This is a genomic window from Pokkaliibacter sp. MBI-7 (genome assembly GCF_029846635.1).
GTDB lineage: Bacteria > Pseudomonadota > Gammaproteobacteria > Pseudomonadales > Balneatricaceae > Pokkaliibacter.
In genome coordinates, this window is sequence record NZ_JARVTG010000001.1 from 1497840 (window position 1) to 1518362 (window position 20523).

General features: G+C 56.1%; 16 protein-coding genes. 9 read left to right on the forward strand and 7 right to left on the reverse strand.

Features of this window, described 5'->3' with window-relative positions; all coding sequences use genetic code 11:
- The first annotated feature begins 134 nt into the window (after positions 1-134).
- Entirely contained in the window at positions 135-1325 is a 1191-nt protein-coding gene (locus QCD60_RS06790) for a DUF1800 domain-containing protein (protein ID WP_279783600.1), read from the forward strand.
- 12 nt (positions 1326-1337) lie between these two features.
- Positions 1338-2540, forward strand: coding sequence for a DUF1501 domain-containing protein (locus QCD60_RS06795; RefSeq protein WP_279783602.1), 1203 nt, complete (start codon positions 1338-1340; stop codon positions 2538-2540).
- Positions 2541-2646: 106 nt separating this feature from the next.
- On the opposite strand, the gene QCD60_RS06800 is transcribed toward QCD60_RS06795, so the two are convergent.
- From QCD60_RS06800 to QCD60_RS06810, 3 genes are all read right to left on the reverse strand, one after another.
- On the reverse strand, positions 2647-3432 hold the full coding sequence (locus QCD60_RS06800; RefSeq protein ID WP_279783604.1) for a thiazole synthase: 786 nt from the start codon (positions 3430-3432) through the stop codon (positions 2647-2649).
- Positions 3433-3507: 75 nt separating this feature from the next.
- The gene (gene thiS / locus QCD60_RS06805; RefSeq protein ID WP_279305891.1) at positions 3508-3711 is read right to left on the reverse strand and encodes a sulfur carrier protein ThiS; all 204 of its coding nucleotides are present in this window, start codon (positions 3709-3711) and stop codon (positions 3508-3510) included.
- A 68-nt stretch (positions 3712-3779) separates the two neighbouring features.
- Positions 3780-4160, reverse strand: coding sequence for a DUF423 domain-containing protein (locus QCD60_RS06810; protein ID WP_104156892.1), 381 nt, complete (start codon positions 4158-4160; stop codon positions 3780-3782).
- Positions 4161-4677: 517 nt separating this feature from the next.
- Here QCD60_RS06810 and hemC point away from each other — a divergent pair.
- The 4 genes from hemC to QCD60_RS06830 all read left to right on the forward strand — a co-directional run bounded on the left by hemC (position 4678) and on the right by QCD60_RS06830 (position 9110).
- Positions 4678-5628, forward strand: a complete 951-nt coding sequence (hemC, locus tag QCD60_RS06815) for a hydroxymethylbilane synthase (RefSeq protein WP_279783612.1) — start codon at positions 4678-4680, stop codon at positions 5626-5628.
- The gene (locus tag QCD60_RS06820) at positions 5625-6428 is read left to right on the forward strand and encodes a uroporphyrinogen-III synthase (RefSeq protein WP_279783615.1); all 804 of its coding nucleotides are present in this window, start codon (positions 5625-5627) and stop codon (positions 6426-6428) included. Before hemC ends, QCD60_RS06820 begins: the two co-directional genes overlap by 4 nt.
- A 307-nt stretch (positions 6429-6735) precedes the next feature.
- Positions 6736-7866, forward strand: coding sequence for a uroporphyrinogen-III C-methyltransferase (locus tag QCD60_RS06825; RefSeq protein WP_279783617.1), 1131 nt, complete (start codon positions 6736-6738; stop codon positions 7864-7866).
- A gap of 2 nt (positions 7867-7868) precedes the next feature.
- A complete protein-coding gene (locus QCD60_RS06830) occupies positions 7869-9110 on the forward strand; it encodes a heme biosynthesis HemY N-terminal domain-containing protein (RefSeq protein ID WP_104156896.1) in 1242 nt (413 codons plus the stop codon).
- Between the two features lie 68 nt (positions 9111-9178).
- Here QCD60_RS06830 and gshA read toward each other — a convergent pair whose 3' ends face one another.
- Positions 9179-10744, reverse strand: a complete 1566-nt coding sequence (gshA, locus tag QCD60_RS06835) for a glutamate--cysteine ligase (RefSeq protein ID WP_279783621.1) — start codon at positions 10742-10744, stop codon at positions 9179-9181.
- A 232-nt stretch (positions 10745-10976) separates the two neighbouring features.
- Positions 10977-13307 carry a Tex family protein gene (locus tag QCD60_RS06840; protein ID WP_279783623.1) on the reverse strand — a complete coding sequence of 777 codons (2331 nt, stop codon included), beginning with the start codon at positions 13305-13307 and terminating at the stop codon, positions 10977-10979.
- 61 nt (positions 13308-13368) lie between these two features.
- On the opposite strand from QCD60_RS06840, the gene QCD60_RS06845 reads away from it, so the two are divergent.
- Entirely contained in the window at positions 13369-13740 is a 372-nt protein-coding gene (locus QCD60_RS06845) for a diacylglycerol kinase (RefSeq protein WP_104156899.1), read from the forward strand.
- A gap of 66 nt (positions 13741-13806) precedes the next feature.
- Here the strand turns inward: QCD60_RS06845 and QCD60_RS06850 are convergent, their stop codons facing one another.
- On the reverse strand, positions 13807-16590 hold the full coding sequence (locus tag QCD60_RS06850) for an EAL domain-containing protein (protein ID WP_279783629.1): 2784 nt from the start codon (positions 16588-16590) through the stop codon (positions 13807-13809).
- Between the two features lie 302 nt (positions 16591-16892).
- On the opposite strand from QCD60_RS06850, the gene QCD60_RS06855 reads away from it, so the two are divergent.
- Together QCD60_RS06855 and QCD60_RS06860 are read left to right on the forward strand one after the other, a co-directional pair.
- Entirely contained in the window at positions 16893-17603 is a 711-nt protein-coding gene (locus tag QCD60_RS06855) for a response regulator (protein WP_104156042.1), read from the forward strand.
- 17 nt (positions 17604-17620) lie between these two features.
- Positions 17621-18961: a HAMP domain-containing sensor histidine kinase gene (locus QCD60_RS06860; protein WP_104156043.1), complete on the forward strand. Its 1341-nt coding sequence runs from the start codon at positions 17621-17623 to the stop codon at positions 18959-18961.
- Between the two features lie 153 nt (positions 18962-19114).
- Here the strand turns inward: QCD60_RS06860 and QCD60_RS06865 are convergent, their stop codons facing one another.
- Positions 19115-19996: a nucleoside-specific channel-forming protein Tsx gene (locus tag QCD60_RS06865; protein WP_279783636.1), complete on the reverse strand. Its 882-nt coding sequence runs from the start codon at positions 19994-19996 to the stop codon at positions 19115-19117.
- Positions 19997-20523 lie beyond the last annotated feature (527 nt).

Here is a 20523-nt window from a genome sequence, read left to right on the forward strand (position 1 = left end):
CGATACGTTTTATACCGCATTGCCGCTAACACCCTGACAGCGCCAACATTAAACTCTTGAGGAGGTGGCGGAAGTCAGGACCTCTCTCCCGCTACCATGATTGTTTGATGTCGTAGAGGGAGCCGCCAGTCATCATGTCTAAAGTATTAACGCATCTTCACAGTGTCGGTTTGCTGAGCCTGTGCCTGTTGTTCCTGCCCATTGCTGCGCAAGCTGCCACCCCACCAGACTGTCTGTCGCGCGAGTGGGTGCTGCCAGGCAAGATTCCGCAGGAGGACAGGCCTGCATATAACAAAAGCCTCAATCAATGCAATCAGGATTTGAAAGCCGCCTGGGTAGACGAAATGCGTGCAGACAACCAGTCTGATAGCACTCGCATGGTGGTGTTCTGGCACAATCACTTCACTTCCAGCATCCAGAAAGTCAGGCTACCCAATCTGATCTGGCAACAGCATGAGCTGATCACCCGCTATGCCATGGGTAATTTTCGTGTGTTCCTGCACGCGATTGCCAAAGACCCGGCAATGCTGATTTACCTCGATGGCGTGCGTAATCTGCGGCAGGCTCCCAATGAAAACTTTGCCCGCGAAGTGCTGGAACTCTTTACTCTTGGCGAAGGCCACTACAGTGAGCAGGACGTCAAGGAAGCCGCCCGTGCTTTCACTGGCTGGAGTCTGAATAAACAGCGTCAGTTCATGTTTAACCTCAAACAGCACGATGACAGTGACAAGATCTTTATGGATCACAGCGGCAAGCTGAACGGGGATGATATTCTCGACATTGTGCTCAACAATCCCGAAACAGCGCATTTTATTACAGAAAAGTTATGGGCCTACTGGGTAGGGAAGCCGGCACCACAACGTGTTAACCAGCTGGCACAGGGGTTTTATCAGAACTATGAAATCGCTGATCTGATTGATGCTATCAAGGCCACAGATGAATATCGCAACCGGCCACGCAATCAGGTCAAATCACCTGTGGAGCTGTTGATCCCCATACTGGTGAAGACCGGAAACGACCTCCCCTCCGCAGCTGTAGCCAAACAACTGCGCACGCTGGGGCAGGACCTGTTCAACCCACCCAATGTCAAGGGATGGCCTAGCGGTAATGACTGGCTGACTTCGACCTATCTGATAGACCGGCAAAATATTCTTGCAAGTTATGGCAGGGACTATGGAAAGCGTCTGACAGAACAACAGCAGGCTTGCTCGACCGAGCCCCTTGCTGATTTGATGCCCACTCCACCATTACGCAAAACGTTTGCCAGCAGCTGCCCGCAAAAAATCGTGCAGTGGCTGACTGACCCGTCCTTCCAACTTAAATAATCTGGAGGATGTATGAAGCACAACACATCCAAGGCCTTTAACCCTACTCGTCGCAGTTTATTACAACTCGGTGCCGGGCTGGCGGCGATTCATGCTGTCTCACCGGTATTGGCCTGGGCCGATTCGGCACCGAAAGCCAGCAGAAAGACCGTTATTCTGGTCCAGCTGCAGGGCGGTAATGACGGCCTCAACACCCTGATCCCATACCGCCAGGACAGCTACTACGCGCTGCGCCCGACACTGCATATCAACAAGGAGCAGCAGCTTACCCTGAATGACGAACTGGCATTTCACCCCTCACTGCAAGCCTTGCTGCCCAGCTGGAATGCGGGGCAACTGGCCCTGCTGCAGAATGTCGGCTACCCCTCACCCATCCTTTCGCATTTTCGCTCCATTGAGATCTGGGAAACCGCATCCGCCAGTGATCAATACCTGAAAAGTGGCTGGCTTGACCCTGTATTGCCGCACATGGCCAACCCTCTGCCCTGCGACGCCATCGTGCTTGGCGGGGCGCTGGGGCCTCTCAATGGCACCCGCGGACGTGTACTGGCACTGGATGGTAATCTGGATCAGTTTCTTAAGCGCCAGCATGTCTTCAACATGCAGTATGGCCAACAGAGTAGTGGCGAACAGCAGGCTATTGTAAGGCTGCAACAGCAAGTGAATCAGGGTGTTGCCTGGCTCAACAAACTGCATGACAGTGAGCAACCCGTTAACACCACCTTCCCCAGGCATCCGTTCGGTATGCAGGCCAACAATGTTGCCCGCTTGATGGGAATGGGAGCAGAACTGCCGGTGTACAAGCTGGCACTGGGAAGCTTTGATACCCATCGGGGGCAAGCTAATACCCACGCCCAGCTGCTGAAAGTCTTCGCTGAATCCATGTCAGCCCTGCGCACCGCACTGATCGACAGCGGTCACTGGGACAACACACTGGTCATGACCTTTTCGGAGTTTGGTAGAAGACCGAAGGAAAATGGCTCCGGTGGCACCGATCACGGTACCGGTGCGCCCGTATTTGTTATGGGCGGGCAGGTCAAAGGGGGCGTGTACGGAGATACCTTCGATCTGTCTCAGCTGACCGATAATGGCAACATGACGTACGGACTGGACTTCCACTCGCTCTACCAGAGCGTGGTCAGTGAGGTCTGGCAGCTGGACTATGCCTTGCCGGACAAGCCTGCACCGTTGCCCTTTAAATTACTGACAGCCTGAAGCGGAAGACGTTATCGATCCGGTGTACTTATACAGACCCCAAGCGGCGGCCGCGCAACCGTATGCGCGGCCGCCGCGTTGCAGGTACAGAAACCGGAGTTAACCGTTAGCGGAAAATCGTGCCATCGACCGGTGATGATGCGCCACCGTACAACTTGCGGGGCATGCGTCCTGCCAGAAAAGCCTCACGGCCGGCTTCTACGGCCTTCTTCATGGCCGATGCCATCAGCACTGGTTGCTGAGCGGCAGCAATCGCCGTATTCATCAGCACACCTTCACAACCAAGCTCCATAGCAATGGCCGCATCCGATGCAGTACCTACTCCCGCATCAACCAGAATAGGCACTGTTGCCCGCTCAAGAATAATGCGCAGGTTGTAAGGGTTGACGATACCCAGACCAGAACCAATCAGAGAGCCCAGCGGCATTACCGCGACGCAGCCGATCTGCTCCAGCTCTTTGGCGATGATCGGGTCATCACTGGTGTAGACCATCACTTTAAAGCCTTCCCTGACCAGTACTTCTGCTGCCTTCAGGGTTTCAACCACATTGGGGTACAGGGTCTGCTGATCAGCCAGCACTTCCAGTTTGACCAGATCATGCCCATCCAGCAGTTCACGTGCCAGACGGCAGGTACGAATGGCTTCTTCGGCATTAAAGCAGCCCGCGGTATTGGGCAGGATGGTGTAACGCTCAGGGTTAATGACATCCAGTAGATTCGGTTCGCCCGGGTTCTGCCCGATATTGGTACGACGCACCGCCACGGTAACAATCTCAGCCCCGCTGGCCTCAATGGCCAGACGGGTTTCTTCCAGATCCTTGTACTTGCCGGTTCCCACCAACAGACGGGATTGATAGGTTTTTCCGGCGATTACCAGGTTGTCCTGTGACACGATGCTTCTCCTGATCAGGCGAGCGATAGAGCAAGAATAATCTGTAGTGGGCAGAAAGGTAGTTCAGCGTCCGCCTCAGCCACCACCGATGGCATGGACGATTTCCACACGGTCACCGGCCTGCAGCACGGTCTCACCATGCAGGCTACGGGGCACGATCTCCATATTGAGTTCGACGGCAATACGCTTGCCCAACAGTTCCATCTGCTCCAACAGATGGGCCAGCACGGCCCCCTCAGGCAGCTGTGTGTTCTCACCGTTTACCGATACTTCAATCATCTCCAGAGAGCCTCAATGCGTAGTATGTGATGGATGCGTTTCCAGCTATTTTCAGAGCATGAACATATTCATGCCTGTAACTGCCGCCAGGCAGCCCAGGCGACCAACCCCCAGCCGAGCAACAATCCCAGCCCACCAACAGGTGTGATGGCACCCAGCCATTTGATACCGGTCATTCCCAGTACATAGAGGCTGCCTGAAAAGATCAGCGTCCCGACAAACCAGCCCCAGGCTGCCCAGCGTAAAGCAGCAGCAGGCCAGTGAATCATCAGCAAACCGGCCAGCAACAACGCCAGCGCATGGGCCAGCTGATAATGTGCAGCGGTATTAATGACGCCAAGATGATAGTCATCAAGGCGTGCTTTGAGACCGTGGGCAGCAAAGGCTCCCATGGCGACAGCACAAAAACCGTTGAGGGCGGCAAGCAGAATGGCCAGAGCAGGGTTCATGACGACTCCTTCAGCAGGCGGGGAATCATGGGAAAAAGACTGGGCCAGCATCATACTCCAGCCATGGCGAGGGCAAAACCTCAGAAACGAGCAAGAATCCGCTGTCAGCCCGACCACGACTCCAATCTTCATGGATCACAACGACATCCACCTTGCTTTTGCACGACATAAGCCCGGCAAATCATTCATTTCACTCGCTCACAGTAACCAAATAGCGCATCTTGATCATGGTTCGACCGGGTTCTTTTGTTAGAATAAGGCCCATTTTCGTGACACCCCGTTCACTGGTGCTGAGTTTTTCACCGGTGGCTTGGCTCATTTGACGGTTGCAGGTAGCCCGTTGAAACCAATCGGTCGAAACAAGGAATAATCCGTTGTGTGGCTGCGTTTACCCCTTCTGAAGACTATCAGTGGTTTTAAAGCGAAGGGTAGAGAGCGCTCAGACCGGTTGTTCATTGAATGGCCCGTATCCGCTTCAACAGACGCAACCATCGACCTCAGCTCGAAGAACAGGACCATGACTCAACAACGTCTGCGCATTGCCACCCGTCAGAGCCCTCTTGCCCTGTGGCAGGCCGAATACGTCAAGGCACGCTTGCAGGCTGTGCATCCAGAGCTCGACGTCGAGTTGGTGGGCATGACCACCAGGGGTGACAAGCTGCTTGATACTCCGCTCGCCAAGATTGGTGGCAAGGGGTTGTTCGTCAAGGAGCTGGAACACGCCATGCTGCAAGGTGATGCCGACATTGCCGTGCACTCCATGAAAGATGTACCGATGGATTTTCCGGAAGGCTTGGGTCTGGCAGTGATCTGTGAACGGGAAAACCCGTTCGATGCGTTTGTCAGCAATCGCTATGACAGTATTGATGCACTGCCCAGCGGCGCGATCGTCGGCACGTCCAGCCTGCGTCGGCAGGTACAGCTGCGAGCCCATCGCCCTGACCTGCAACTCAGAGACCTTCGGGGTAACGTCAATACCCGTCTGGCCAAACTGGATGCCGGTGAGTTTGATGCCATTGTTCTGGCCTGTGCCGGGCTGATTCGCCTGCAGATGCAGGATCGCATCCGCCAGCAGATCTCTCCTGTACAAAGCCTGCCTGCCGGAGGCCAGGGCGCAGTGGGCATTGAATGCCGTTTGCAGGATGAGCGTGTGATGGCACTACTCGCGCCACTGCACCACAGCCCGACGGCAGCCCGAGTCCTTGCCGAGCGTGCCCTGAACCGCCATCTGGAAGGCGGCTGTCAGGTACCTATCGGCTGTTTCGCAGAGATTCAGCATACCGAAGCCGGTGAACAACTCTGGCTGCGTGGTCTGGTCGGTCTCCCTGATGGTTCAAAGGTGCTGCGTGCGGAAGCCTCCGCACCCGTATCTGACGCCGAAGCCCTTGGTATTCAGGTCGCCGAAGCGTTGCTGTCTCAGGGGGCCGCGACGATTCTGCAAACAGTTTACGGCTCCACTAAACAATGAGTAGCGAGCAACCTGCTGACTGTGTACCGGGAGCACGGCTGGATGGTGTAACCATTCTGGTTACCCGTCCCGCCCCGCAGGGAGCCCAACTTCAGCAGCGGCTACAGCAGAATGGCGCACAGGCACTTTGGCTGCCGCTGCTGGAAACTCAGGCGCTGAACGAAGGCGATAACGGCTTTGCGCAAACAAAGTCGTATATTCTCGACCTCGACCTCTATGCTAAGGTCATCTGCGTCAGTCGCCCAGCGGCCCGTTTTGGCGGTGCGCTGATTGACACCTACTGGCCTCAGCTACCGCTGGGAATAGACTGGCTGGCCGTGGGGGCAGGTACTGCCGCCGAGTTACGCCAATGGGATATAGAGGCGGTAACGGCCAGCGAGGGCGAAGACAGCGAAGCACTGCTCGACTTGCCTGCATTGCAGGCAGATCAGGTTGCCGAGCAACGAATATTAATTTTGCGGGGTACAGCTGGGCGTGCCCTTCTGGGCGAAACGCTGGCCGCCAGAGGTGCCCGAGTCGACTATGCCGAACTTTATCAGCGTCGTCCGCTCCCCTGGCCCGCAACAGCGATGCAGCAACTGGCTCATCTTGATCTGGTCATGCTGACCAGTGGTGAAGCCCTGCAGCACTTTAACCAGCATTATCAGGGCCTGCGCGATGTCGCTCTGATCGTTCCCGGCCTGCGTCTGGCTGATATGGCCAGAGCACTGGGATGGGACAATGTCTGGCAGAGCACAGGGGCAGGCGATGATGCCATGCTGGAATGTATAAACCGTTGGCGCCACGACGCCATCTGCTAACAGGACGGATGTTCGCATGACAGATCAGCAGAAACCGACAACTCCGGCTGAAGAGTCTCAGGAAGAGACTACCCGCCCGTCAAAAGGGCGCGGTCGACAACACAAACCCCGTCAGTCCAGATCTAACAACAATACAACCATTGATGTCAGCAGTAGCGGCGAAGCGACAGTCACAGAAGCTGTAAGCAATGAACCCGATGCGACTGACCATCAGAAAGCGGCAGATGCTGCCACGGTTGGTAACGTTACTCGCACAACCGCAACGCCCCCTTCTTCGCCTTCCACCAGCTCAACCGGGAACGACAGAGTGAGCCAATCGACCCCCAAAAGCGCGCCCCAAGACAGCAGTATCTCCACTGCTGAGCCGACCCCTGCCAAGACTGCCAAGGGCCCCCTCTGGCTGGCAATCATCCTGGCCCTTGGAGGGGTGGGTCTCGGCGGTTATGCGGTATGGCAACAGTATCAACTCAAACAGCAGAGTGCAGCCAGTGAGCACAACCTCGACAGCCGTCTGAGCGCACTACAGTCCAGTCAGAGCAGCAGCATTGACAGCCTCAAGGCCTCCCTGTCAGCGGATATCCAGCAGGCCACTGCCCAGACCAAAAGCACTACCGATGCCATGCAGCAAGTCGAGGAGCGTGTCGACAAGGGCCTGCAGCAGATGCGTGCCCTTACCAGCACCAGCCGCAGCGACTGGGACCTGGCTGAAGTCGAGTACCTGCTGCGTCTGGCCAACCAGCGCATCATGACCGAAAAGAACGCCGCCGGTGCACTGGCGATGCTGAAGTCTGCCGACACGATTCTGCGTGATCTGGATGATGTTTCCGCCTATCCGGTACGCAAGGCTGTGGCTGAAGACCTGGCCAGGCTCGAAGCCGTACCGAAGCTGGACACCGAGGGATTATTCCTGCGTCTGGCAGCCCTCAATGAGCAGGTCAACCACCTTGACCTGCTGCCCGTCACTGAGCAGAAGGTGCTGCCTGATGTACTCAAGGAAGTGACGGATGAGCAGACCGCCGCCAGCTGGAGTGAAAACCTCGGCAAAGCCTGGGATACGGCTTGGCACAAGCTTAACGAACTGGTCGTAATTCATCGTCGTGATGGTGAAGTACAGCCGCTGCTGTCACCGCAGGAGCATTTCTATCTGCAGCAGAACCTACACCTGATGCTGGAGCAGGCGCAGCTGGCTCTGCTGCAAGGCAAACAACAGGCCTACGACAGCAGCCTGCAGAAAGCTGAACAATGGCTGCCCCGCTACTTTGACAAGCGTCAGTCTTCCACTCAGGCTCTGATCGATGGCATCAAGGAGCTGCAGACCGTCAAGGTCTCCCCTGAACTGCCTGATATCAGCACGTCACTGAATGTTCTCAAGCAGTACCTGCAAAGCATTCACAGCAAAGACGGCAAGGCCCAGCCTGCTGCCAGTACCGGAGGTTAAGGATGAAAAAGTTCTTCCTCTTCGTTCTGATCGTCCTGCTGCTGGGTACCTGGATCGGCTATGAGATGACTCAGGATAGCGGTTACGTACTGATCGCATTCAAACACTGGACGGTGGAAACCAGCCTGTGGGTCGGCGCTCTGCTGGGGTTGATCCTGTTCATGATCGGCCATGGTCTGCTGTTGCTGTTCTACAAGCTGCGTCTGCCAGGTGAGCGTCTGCGTCGCTGGCGCAGTTCACGTCAGCAGGCCAGTGCCAGCATCAAGACCACGCGTGGCTTACTGGCACTGGCAGATGGTCGCTGGAAGCAGGCTGAACGCTGGCTGTCACAGTCGGCCAGCAACAGTGAACAGCCTCTGATCAACTATCTGTCTGCCGCTCGCGCCGCACAGGAGCTAGGTCAGGAAGACAATGCCGACAAATGGCTGAAAAAAGCAGCGGAGACGACCAAGGGGGCCGAAGTTGCGGTTGGTTTGGCGCAGGCTGAACTGTTGCTGCAGCGTGGTCAGCTGGACAAGGCGCGCGCCTTGTTGCTGGTGCTGCGCAAACAGGCGCCACGCCATACCCAGGTGCTGCGTATGCTGAAAGACTGCTGCGTGCAATTGCAGGACTGGCTGGTGGTCTGTGATGTGTTAGTTGATATCAAACGCACCGCCGCCATGGATGATGCAGCGATCAGGAAACTCGAAGCCCGGGCTTGGCAGGAGCGACTGAAACAGACAGGTCTGCAGGCAGAAGCCAGTGACGACGCCCGTGTACAGCAAGTCCTCGACACCTGGCAGGCGATGCCAACCAGTTTGCAGGAACACGGCGCCATCCTGACACTATACGTTAACCGTCTGATCCAGCTGAGCGCCATTGAAAAGGCAGAGATTGTCATCCGTAATGCGCTCAACCAGCAGTGGAATGACGATCTGGCCTATCAGTACGGTCTGATTCAAAGTCCGTCACTCGACCGCCAGCTGGCCACCGCCGAGAAATGGCTGAAAAACCAGCCGGATAACGCGGTCCTGTTGCTCACGCTGGGGCGTCTGAGTATTCAGCTTGGTCAATGGCACAAGGCACGCCAGTATCTGGAAAGCAGCATGGCTAAAAACCCACGCTACGAAACCCTGCAGGAACTGGCGCGACTGCTGCTGCATCTGGGCGAGCAGGTTAGCAGCACCAATCTGCTGTTGCGCCATGCAGACCTGCTCAATCAGGATCTGCCGCGCCTGCCCATGCCGGAGCGCAAAGCAGGATAATCAACCACTGCATCAAGAAAAACGAAGGGCGCCCATCAGGCGCCCTTTGCATTTAATGAACAAGAGCATTAGTTAACAAAATAGTGCTGCAGGAACTCATCCAGCTCCATCTTGTCCTGCTCTTCCAGATCACGCTGCTGCTGCAGTGACTGCAGGCTCTGCTGTACCAGACTGGCCTGCATCTGCTGATCAACCGGCAGTTGCTGGAAGTATTCGCGCTGCTGACGTGACTGCTGCAACATCCACTCTTCGTAGCTGCAACCACAGGCCTGCAACTCACGCAATACCTGAGCCGAGGGCGTCAATGACGGATCAAGCAGCTTGGCAGACTCCTGCACCACGGCATCCATATGCGCCGTGCCACCGTACTGTTCATCCAGCACCTGAGCCACCTGCATGATCTGATCCAGCATCCGCTGACCTGCTGAAGCCACACTGATCATGCCGTCCTCACCGACCAGACGCAGCTCCGGGTTACGCCCTTCGCGCACTACCAGTTTGCGGTTATAGGCCAGACGCTCGCATTCAAGACGATCAATATCGCCATCATCAACCAGCAGACAGAACACCAGGAAGGCATCCATAAAACGCATTTGCCGTGCATCAATGCCAATTGGCAGGAAGGGGTTGATATCCAGACAGCGTACTTCGATGTATTCAACGCCGCGCTCACGCAACGCATCCAGCGGCTTTTCTGCCCTACGTGTGGTGCGCTTGGGACGAATCTCGCTGTAATACTCATTTTCGATCTGCAGGATATTGGTATTCAGCTGCCGGTACTCACCTTCCACCTTGACGCCGATATGGGTGTAAGCCGGATAGGGTGTGTGCATGGCATGGGAAAGCGACTGCACGTAGCTGTCGAGCTGGTTGTAACAGATGTTCAGGGACGACTGCGCATTATTGGAGTAACCGATGTCACTCATTCGCAGCGTAGTCCCTGCCGGTGCCACCAGCGTGCTGTCATCCCAGACGTCCAGACCAAAGCTGTTGCGCTTGAGGAAACTGCTGCTGACCGCAGGTGACGCACCAAACAGATAAAGCAGCAACCAGAAATGACGGCGGAAATTACGGATCAGGCGGAAGTAGCCTTCCGAGCGCACTTCACGCGTGCCGCCCTCGACCCCCGTCATTTGCTGATAGGTAGCCCAGAAACTGTCTGGGAAAGAAAAGTTGTAATGAATACCCGCAATGGTCTGCATCACCTTGCCATAGCGGTAAGCCAGACCTTCGCGATAAATGCTTTTCATCCGGCCGATGTTGGACTCGCCGTACTGAGCGACAGGAATATCGTCTTCACCAGCGAGGTAGCAAGGCATGGAGCCAGCCCACACCACTTCATCCTGCAAATGCTGATAAGCAAAACGATGCAGTTGTTCCATGTACTGCATGACCTGCTCTGGCGAATCATAGGCCGGGGTGATGAACTCCATCAGGGCTTCGGAGTAATCCGTGGTGATCGCACCATGGGTCAGTGCGGAACCCAGCGCCTGCGGATGCCCCTGATGGGACAGGCGCCCCTGCGGGTCAACCCGCAGCCCTTCCTTTTCCAGTCCGCGCCGAATACCGAGCAGTGCCTTGTCTGCGTTATGGGAGCGTAACCAAGCCAATCGCTGTTGTAATAATGCGCTCAAGATCGTTTCTCGCTTGCGGACACCCACCCCCGGATACGGAAGCAGATTGTCTGGAATATCAGATCACCCGTGCTGCAGGTCACACCGAAGACCGGTAACCCACACCAGATGGTGGAATATCTGGCAGCAAATTGGGCCAAAAACCCAAGGATTCAAGTGGAGTCTGGCACAAAGTGCCCTACTCCGCCTTGTCTGATGCGACCCACACCCCTCTGCCTGCGTCCAGCCTGCGTCAGCGCTTGCTCTTGGCCTGCAATAATGCGGCGGCCAGTGCCCCTTGAGGTGCTGGTTCCGTACTGGCAGGCTTGCTGCTGCGTGCCGGACGGACCTCTGTCTGCGGTGCCTTGTCCTGCCGCCCTCTGGCTCCGCCTGCGTGTTGTCCTTCCGGTGACTTCATAGACAGGCTGATGCGCTTGCGTGGCGCATCCACTTCCAGCACACGCACCTGCACAATCTGCCCGCTCTGTACCACTTCCCGTGGATGCTTGATAAAACGGTCGCAGAGCTGGGAAATATGCACCAGACCATCCTGATGCACACCGATATCAACAAAAGCGCCAAAGTCAGTGACGTTGGTAACGACGCCTTCCAGCTGCATATCTGGCTGCAGGTCGCTAATCTGCTGTACCCGCTCATCAAAGCGAGCCGTGGCAAAGGTCGGACGGGGGTCGCGTCCAGGTTTGAGTAACTCCTGCTGAATATCACGCAGGGTAAAGTCCCCGACGTCGGCACTGACAAACTGACGCAGGTCCAGCTGCTGCACCTTGTCACTCTGCCCCAGCAACTGCTCCACCTTGCAGCCCAGACTACGCGCCATCTGTTCAACAACGGCATAGGACTCCGGGTGTACTGCTGAGGCGTCCAGTGGCTGTTTACCATTGCGGATACGCAGGAAGCCGGCTGCCTGCTGGAAGGTTTTTGGCCCAAGACGTGGCACCTTGAGCAGCTCCTGACGTTGCTGGAAAGGACCATGCTGGTTACGATAGCCGACAATAGCTTCAGCCAGACCGGAGTTAAGCCCTGCTACCCGGGCCAGCAAGGCGGGCGATGCAGTGTTCAGATCCACGCCGACCGCGTTCACGCAGTCCTCCACCACCGCATCAAGGGAAACCGCCATGCGGGTCTGGTTGACGTCATGCTGATACTGACCAACGCCAATGGCCTTGGGCTCGATTTTCACCAGCTCTGCCAGCGGATCCTGTAAGCGACGAGCAATGGATACCGCTCCCCGCAAACTGACATCCAGTTCTGGCAGCTCCTGAGAAGCCAGAGCCGACGCGGAATACACCGAGGCCCCCGCTTCACTGACCATCACCACCTGTGGCTTGCTCGGCAGCAAGGCGGCCAGCTCGCGGGCGAGCTGTTCGGTTTCCCGCGAAGCCGTGCCATTACCCACCGCAATCAGCTCCACCTTACCTTGCTGACACAGTGAAGCCAGCGTCGTCAAAGACTCCTGCCAGCGCTGCTGAGGAACGTGAGGGTAAATAGTCGTCGTGGCGGCCACCTGCCCCGTGGCACTAATCAGCGCCACTTTGACGCCGGTACGCAGGCCAGGGTCCAGCCCCAGCGTTGCCCTCCCTCCTGCAGGCGCGGCCATCAGCAGATCGCGCAGGTTAAGGGCAAAAACGGCAACCGCATCCTGCTCGGCACGCTCACGTACTTCCTGCAACACATCCTTACCCAGCGACGGCAGCAAGCGATCACTCCAGGTACGCTGCAGTACCTCCTGTAACCAGCTATTGAGCTGACTGCCAATCTGTCCTGCCTGTTGCAGACTGCGCAGTAGCAGCGCACTGGCTTCGGCACGTCCATTACTCTCCTGCCCGTCCTGCAGGTCGATATGCAACACCCCTTCACGCTCACCACGCAGGATAGCCAGCATCCGGTGCGACGGTGCCCTGCTCAGACTTTCCTGATGAGCGAAGTAATCACGGTATTTGCTGTCGTCCTTTGCCTGCCCACGCTTGGCCCTGACGGCCAGCCAGGCACTGCGTGCCAGCCAGGGACGCAATGTGCCCAGCACCTGCGGCTGCTCGGTAAAGCGCTCCTGCAGGATGGCCTCCGCGCCCTCCAGCGCCTGCTCAGCATTCTCGATACCTTTGTCGCTGCTGATATAGCCCGCTGCCAGCTGCAAAGGTCTGGCCTGAGGTTGCAGCAGAGCCTCAGCCAGAGGCTGCAGACCGGCCTCGATGGCCTTCTGCCCCTTGGTCTGACGACGCGGCTTGAACGGCAGATACAGATCCTCAAGTGCCTGCTTGCTGTCAGCCTGAGTCAGCGCCCTGAGCAGCTGATCATTCAGCACCCCCTGCTCCTGCAGGCTGGCAAAGATGGACTCACGTCGTTTGTCGAGCTCTCGCCCATAACTCAGTTGATCATTGAGATCGCGCAGCTGCGCGTCATCCAGTGCACCGGTACGTTCTTTGCGATAACGGGCGATAAAGGGCACTGTTGCCCCCTCATCCAGGAGGGTCATCACGGCCTCTACCTGCCAGGACTGGATCTTCAGTTGGGCAGCCAGTCGCTGGCTCAATGGTGCAACCTGCAATGCTTTGTTCACGCTCATAGGCTATACAGTTCAACTTCAGCAGAATCAGATGGCAACGAGCATAACATGAGTCTTTTCCATGGCTAACAAACACCGCGGGATGACCCGCGTTATCCGCGCCGCAGGTTACTCCTGGCAGGGCCTGCGACAGACCTTCAGACAGGAGGCCGCATTTCGTCAGGAACTGGGGCTGTGTCTGGTACTGATGCCCTTTTCCTGGTGGCTGGCCGATAGTCTGGTGATGTGGCTGTTGCTGGCGACCAGCCTGCTGCTGATTCTGATCTGTGAATTATTAAACTCGGCTATCGAAGCCGTCGTGGATCGCATTGGCGAAGAGCTTCACCCGCTGTCTGGACAGGCCAAGGACATGGGGTCGGCAGCGGTCTTTCTCAGCCTGTTTCTGGCAGCGTGCGTGTGGGGAAGTTGTTTGTATCTGAAGTTGTTTGGCTGATAGCCAAAGCCACTGCCTTGAGCCCAGAACAGGCTCAGGGCAGTGGCGAAGCATTCCTGAGGGAATCTAGACCGCCAGCTGGAATTGCTGATAGAAGCTCTCGACTTCTGTGCCTTCCATTGGTGGCGAGTACAGAAATCCCTGAACACCATCACATTCGTATTGCTGCAAGGTGATCAGCTGCTCAGCCGTCTCCACACCTTCAGCTATCACCTTGATCCCCAGGGCATGGCCCATCTGTACGATAGCCTTGACCATGCTCTGGGTTTTACTGTCGACCATAACCTTCTCGATCAGCGACTGATCTATCTTCAGGCGCTGCAGTGACAGCTGCTGCAAGTCATGCAGCGAGGCCTGACCAGTACCGAAGTCATCAATCAACAGTTGCACCCCCAATGCCTTGATCTCCTGCAGGGTCGACTGTACGTTCGGCGCTGCATCAGTCAGCAACGACTCCTTCACCTCCAGTTCCAGACGCTCGGCCTGCAGACCATGTCGCTGCAGCGCCGCGGCCAGCATCTTTTGCAACTGTCCGCGCTGGATGAACTGTCGTGCTGAGAGGTTGATGCTAACCCGGGGAATCTTGATATTGCGCTCATCCCACTCGTGCAGTTGCAGACACACCTGCTCCAGCGTCCAGCTCATCAATGCATTAATCACCCCGGATTCCTCTGCCACGGGAATGAAGCGTTCGGGCTCAATATCGCCCCACTCAGGATGAGCCCAACGCAGCAGCGCTTCCATCGCCATCAGACGGCCATTGCGAATACACACCTGGGGTTGATAGACCAGACGCATCTCATGTCGGGCCAGCGCATGGTGTAACTGAGCCTCAAGGGTCATACGTTCCATGGCACGGACATGCATGGCGGTGGTGAAGAACTGATAACTGTTGCCGCCGCTGGACTTCGCCTCAAACAGGGCGATGTCTGCCTGTTTGTAGAGCGTTTCACGATCCTGTCCATCGTTGGGGTAACGACTGATGCCAACGCTGACCGAAACCGTGACCTCCTGTTCATTCAGCATATAGGGCTGCTTTTCCTCAGCCAGAATGCGATTGACCAGAGGTAAGACATCGGTGGGCTCCTGTGTCGGCATCAGCAGGGCAAAACGATCTCCGCTCATACGTGCCAGTGACAGGTGATCTACCACCAGTGTCTGCAGACGCTCTGCCAGCTGTTTTAGTAGCTGATCTCCCTGCGCATGCCCTAACGTTTCATTGATACGTTTGAAGCCATCCACATCCAGCAGCAACAGAGCAATCCCCTGACCATGGCGACGAGAGTCCGCCAGCAGCTGTTCGAAATTACTGGCAAAGGTCGTGCGGTTGGGCAGCCCCGTGAGCGCATCCTTGTTAGCCAGATCATGCAGGCGTTGCTCCTGCTCCTTGCGCAGGGTGATATCGGTGAACACGTTCACCATTCGCGCCAGCTGGCCATGACGATCACGCAGCGCTTTTACCGACAGTGCCAGCGGGTATATCTCACCATTTTTGCGACGGTTGTACAGCTCGCCCTGCCATTGCCCGGTCTGTTCGATGCGCTGCCACATTGCCAGATAGAAGCGGCTGTCCTGACGATCAGACTGCAGTATCTGTGACGACCGGCCTTTGACCTCCTCGCTGCTGTAACCGGTAATGCGCGAGAAGGCATCGTTGACCATCAGGATGATACCGCGAGCATCGGTAATGACCACGGCATCATTCATGTTGGAAAACACCTGAGCGGCGAGATGCAGATCATCCTCCAGCGCCATGTCCCGGCTGAGATCACGTGCGGTCACTACATAACGTGCATCCTCCCCCTCAAGACCAGGGCTGATCACCAGACGCATGGGGAAAGCCTCGCCCTCACGCACGCCCTGCACCTGCAACTGCGAATGCTGACCTTTGTCGGCCTGCTCGATGGCTGCCAGAATCGCGGGCTGATCAGGCCCGTCCAGCAACTCACAAAAGGAACGATTGAGGCACTGTTCGGTATCCACTTGCCAGATATTCGCTGCAACAGAACTCATGGTGAGAATATCGCCATTGCGACCCAGCCCCAGCACTCCATCCATGATGCTGTTGATGATCAGCTCAGTACGGCGGGCATGCTGCTGGGCACTCTGCTCGCTCTGCATCCTTTCGTTTTCCAGCTTGGCGGCGGTATGACGGGCACGGTAGGTAAACAACATGACCAGCAGACTGAGCACCACAGAGATTCCCAGTGAGCTGTAGTAAGCCTGCTTAATCCGGATCATGCGTCGCGCCAGCTCATCGGCGCTGATATCCATCCCGAGCATGGCAACCACCTGACCTTTACTGTTCTTGATCGGCGCCATACCGCTGATAAACGTCCCAAAGGGATCATTATAGGGAGTGCGATACACATAGGGTTCTCCCGCATCGATCGCGGCAAACATGGCCTGATCTTCCGGGTTGACGGTATCGAAACGCTCCATCACCTTGCTGTCTCGCAGCTTGTAGGGGGAATCCAGCTCGTCGGCATAGACAGCAGTGTCCAGTACGAAATACAGGGAGCCGTTCTTTCTCACCATGGTGTAGAGGTAATACACGTCCGGCATGATCTTGTGTGCCCTGACCAGGGGCGCGATGACCTGCCGATAGAGAGGCGACCCTGTCTGCACTGTCGAGGTAAGCTGCTGATGCAAGTCACCATCCACCTCCTGCGCGATCACCGAAGACAGTCTGGCGACATCCATACGGATGGTGTTGAACTGCTCCTCCGAGGCTTTCACGTAGAGCCAGCTCAGACAAATCAGAAAGAGAATCTGAACACCCGCCCCGGCCAGTAAAGCCAGATGCCAGGGGGAAGATCGAATAACGCGGTTAAATAACCCATTGAACATGGCATCAATGCCTATCAGCCAACTGAAGGGATACGCTAGCCAAATGCGCTCTCAAATTCTGGTACAAAGAACCTGAGATTGCTCCGGATACCAACTAAAATGTGTTTCCAAGATAGCGTTTGCAAAGTGAATTGAAACACTTCTGCGCGAGCCTGCAATTAATTCGGCGACGCCTGAAACAGAGTAACTGAAGTTTACATTTTATAGGTTACACTGTGATACACAGCAAAAGACAGCTACCCTAGAAACATTTACAGAAGCCTTTATTATCTTTTTCAACCGTCTTTAGAGAATGCAAAACTATGAGTAATAAGCCGACGATTCTCCTGGTTGACGATGATGCCGAATTGCGTGAACTGGTAAGCCGTTATCTGATGAACCATGACTTTCAGGTCATCTGCGTGGACGGCGCACCCGCCATGGATAAGGTATTGCTGGAAACCACTCCGGAGCTGCTGATCCTGGATCTGATGATGCCCGGCGAAGATGGTCTGTCCGTTGCCAAGCGCCTGAAGGCCAGCCACAACAATATTCCGATCATCATGCTGTCTGCCAAGGGCGAAGACGTTGATCGCATCGTGGGCCTGGAAGTCGGTGCAGATGACTACCTGTCAAAACCCTTCAACCCGCGTGAACTGCTGGCCCGTGTCCGTGCGGTGATGCGACGCCCCGGTCAGCAGCAAGAGAATGAAGGCAGCACCCAGCGCTTTTCGTTTGGCGATTTTGTGTTGGATACCCAACGCCATCAGCTGACTCACAAAGGCGAGCTGCTGCACCTCACCACCAGCGAATATGAGCTGCTGGAAATACTGGTACAGCATCCGAATCAGGTTCTGAACCGCGATATGCTGGTATCCAAGCTAAAAGGCTATGACCGCTCTCCCTTCGATCGCAGTATTGACGTGCGCGTTACTCGCCTGCGTGCCAAGCTGGAGAAAGCCGAGGGCTCACCGCACCATATCCAGACCATCTGGGGCAAAGGCTATCTGTTCGTACCGAATCCAGAAGGCTGAAAGGCTAGAGCACAGTAATGTTTCGATCTCTCCTGGCCAAGACGTGGCTGATACTGGCCTTGACCGTCTTGGCCGTTTTGCTGTGTTACACCCTGATTGTTACCCAGTTCATCATTTTGCCGGTTGCCCGCCAATCGGCAGATGATCAGGCGGCGTTGATGAAGCTGGCGGCGGAAACCTGGGTGGAACTGCCACCCTATGCGCGCAGCTACTATCAGCTGGAGCTGGCAGGGCAACACCTGCTGCTGCTGACCAAAACGCCACCGACCACCCGCCCGCTGCTCAAGTCCAACATGTTTCTGGACATGCTTACGGCAGCGCTGGCCCGGCGTCTGGAAACCGACATCCGTCTGCGATTGGACAAAGACGACAACAACCTGGTCTGGGCATCCTTCGATCTGCCTACCGGCACGGTATATATCGGCTTTGCCCGCGAGCGAAGGGCGTTCCCCATTCCCATCGCCGCCATTCTGATCCTGACCTTTGCTTCGCTGTTGGTACTGATTACTTCACTGACCATTGTCAGCCGCATCACCCGCCCACTGGTGGCGGCATCCAGAGCCGCACGACGCATCGGTAAGGGGCTCAACTTCGAGCCGCTGGACGAGACTGGCCCTGAGGAAATGGCTGTGCTGGCCCGCAGCTTCAACAAAATGGGGAAAGAGGTGCGTGAGCTGCTGGAACATCGAACCACCCTGCTCGCTGGCATTTCTCATGACCTCAGGACCCCCATCGCGCGGATGCAGATGGCTATCGAACTGCTGGATGACGGCAGCAATGATGAGCTGGTTGAGCGCCTGAAGCGTAACCTGACAGAAATGGATACCCTGATTGGCGATACCCTGGCACTGTCACGGGGAATGGAACAGGCGCCGTTGGAAGCCCTGCCCCCCGGCCCCTGGCTTACCGATCTGGTCAACAGCTTCCAGAATGACCGTCTTCGCCTGATCCGCCTGACCGCACTGCCGGAAAAGCTGATGCTACCGCCTCTGGCGCTGAAGCGGGTGCTGACCAACCTGATCGAGAATGCCCTGCGCTATAGCGCACCGGGCCCTGTTACTCTGGAGGTCACCATGCAAGGTCCGCAGATAACACTGACCGTTCTTGATCGTGGCCCCGGTATTCCTGCGGAAGCCAAGGCCAAGATTTTTGAACCCTTTTATCGACTGGAAGCATCGCGTAACAAGCATACCGGCGGCAGTGGACTGGGCCTGGCCATCGTTGCACAGCTGTGCGAGATGTATAACTGGCACCTGGCCGTCCTCGACAACCCAGCAGGAGGCACCATGATGCAGCTGTCGCTGCTGGCCGAGTCTCCCGATACCGAGGCACTCCCTGCTCCGCAGAGCGGATCATAGCAGCCGCTGAATACATGCTCGTAAAAATGAAAAGCCCGCCTGCTGAATGCTCAGCAGGCGGGCTTTGTCTCTGGCAGTTTTGCCACTGGGCTAACTGTGCCTGAATTCAGCGTACCAGGTGGTGGCTAAACAGCCATATGTCCCGGTAACCGATCAGAAATCGTAACCGATACCGAAATAGGTGCCCCAGCCGTTGGAGTTGGCAGTGAAGTTGCCGTCACCCCAGTTCAGCGTCTGGCCGTCTTTCCACTGGCCACCGTTGTGGAAGTAACGCGCCACAGCCATCACATGCACCTTGGGATTGATCTTGTAGTGCAGTACGTTAGTCGATACCAGTGCATTGTTGGTACGGTCAGGGCCTGACAGCTCGCCCAGATCAGAATCAAAGTCATAGTTGGTGAAGCCGATGTAGGTCAGGCCTTCTGCGATCTGGTTCAGAGGCAGGATGTACTTGAGGTTCAGGCGGTAGCCGTCCCATGAGTTCTCGTTGGCAGCGCCGTAGTTTTCCCACTGACGACGAGCATAGACGTTGGCTGACAGCATCAGTGGCGAATGCGTGTCGATGTCAGTACCAATACCGGCATACAGGGTGTTCTGACGGGAAGCGCGGTTATCGCCGTTGTCATAAATCCAGTCAAACGCCACATACCACTCTTTGAAAGGGCCAAAACTCAGGTCTTTACCGGTCAGGCTGTCGATGGAGATACGAGGCTCGTGCTCCATGAATACCGGTGAGCCATCATCCCACACGCCGGTGTCATACTTGCTGCCATGGCTGCTGTCGCCCAGCACCTTGGGTACGTCAACATAACCATACAGCTCAACCGGCCCCTGACGGCCAACGTACTCATACTCCAGATAAGTATCGGAGTTGGGGCGAGGACTGAACTTGATATTGTGACTGTGGATCAGGGTCAGATCCTGGGCAAACCAGCTGGCATTGTTAGCGGCTGCCTGTGCCGTACCGGCACTGAGTCCAGCCAGAGTGGTCACCGCCACGGCGACGGTCTTGAGTTTGCTCTCAACGCTCATCATCTACTTCTTCCGCTCTACAACTTGAAGGGATAAACAGGGAAATCTCATCCGATGGCTGGCATAACCGCGGTACTTCCCTGCAACGGCGTCTTGCATGCCGACTTCTGGATCCCGTGGAGTGAAGTCAGCGACGCTCTGAGCGGAACAGGTCAACAACCTGTCAACAGCCCGGCTTGCTCATCGGAGTTTTGGGATGAGCAATATCGGTGCCAATTGGGGCGGCAGATTTTCCGCATATTTTTCAATTAAATAAAGCATTAAATGATGCGAAAGGTCTAAAACTGACCATACGGTCAAAAGCATGCGCCAATTGAGAGCAAAAGCATGCATCGCCAGCAGCACGTCAACGAAAGGTCTGGAGGGTCAACAGGGAGCATGGATCCGAAAAAATTACCGGAACATGTGAATGGAAAAGAAGCAGTACCGCCAGATACAGTAGCAGTCTTCATCTTTGGCAGAGGGCCTGGAAAGCAAACGGATAACCTCCCAGGCCGGTACGGATATTGGCTATGCCAAGTCAAAAGCCA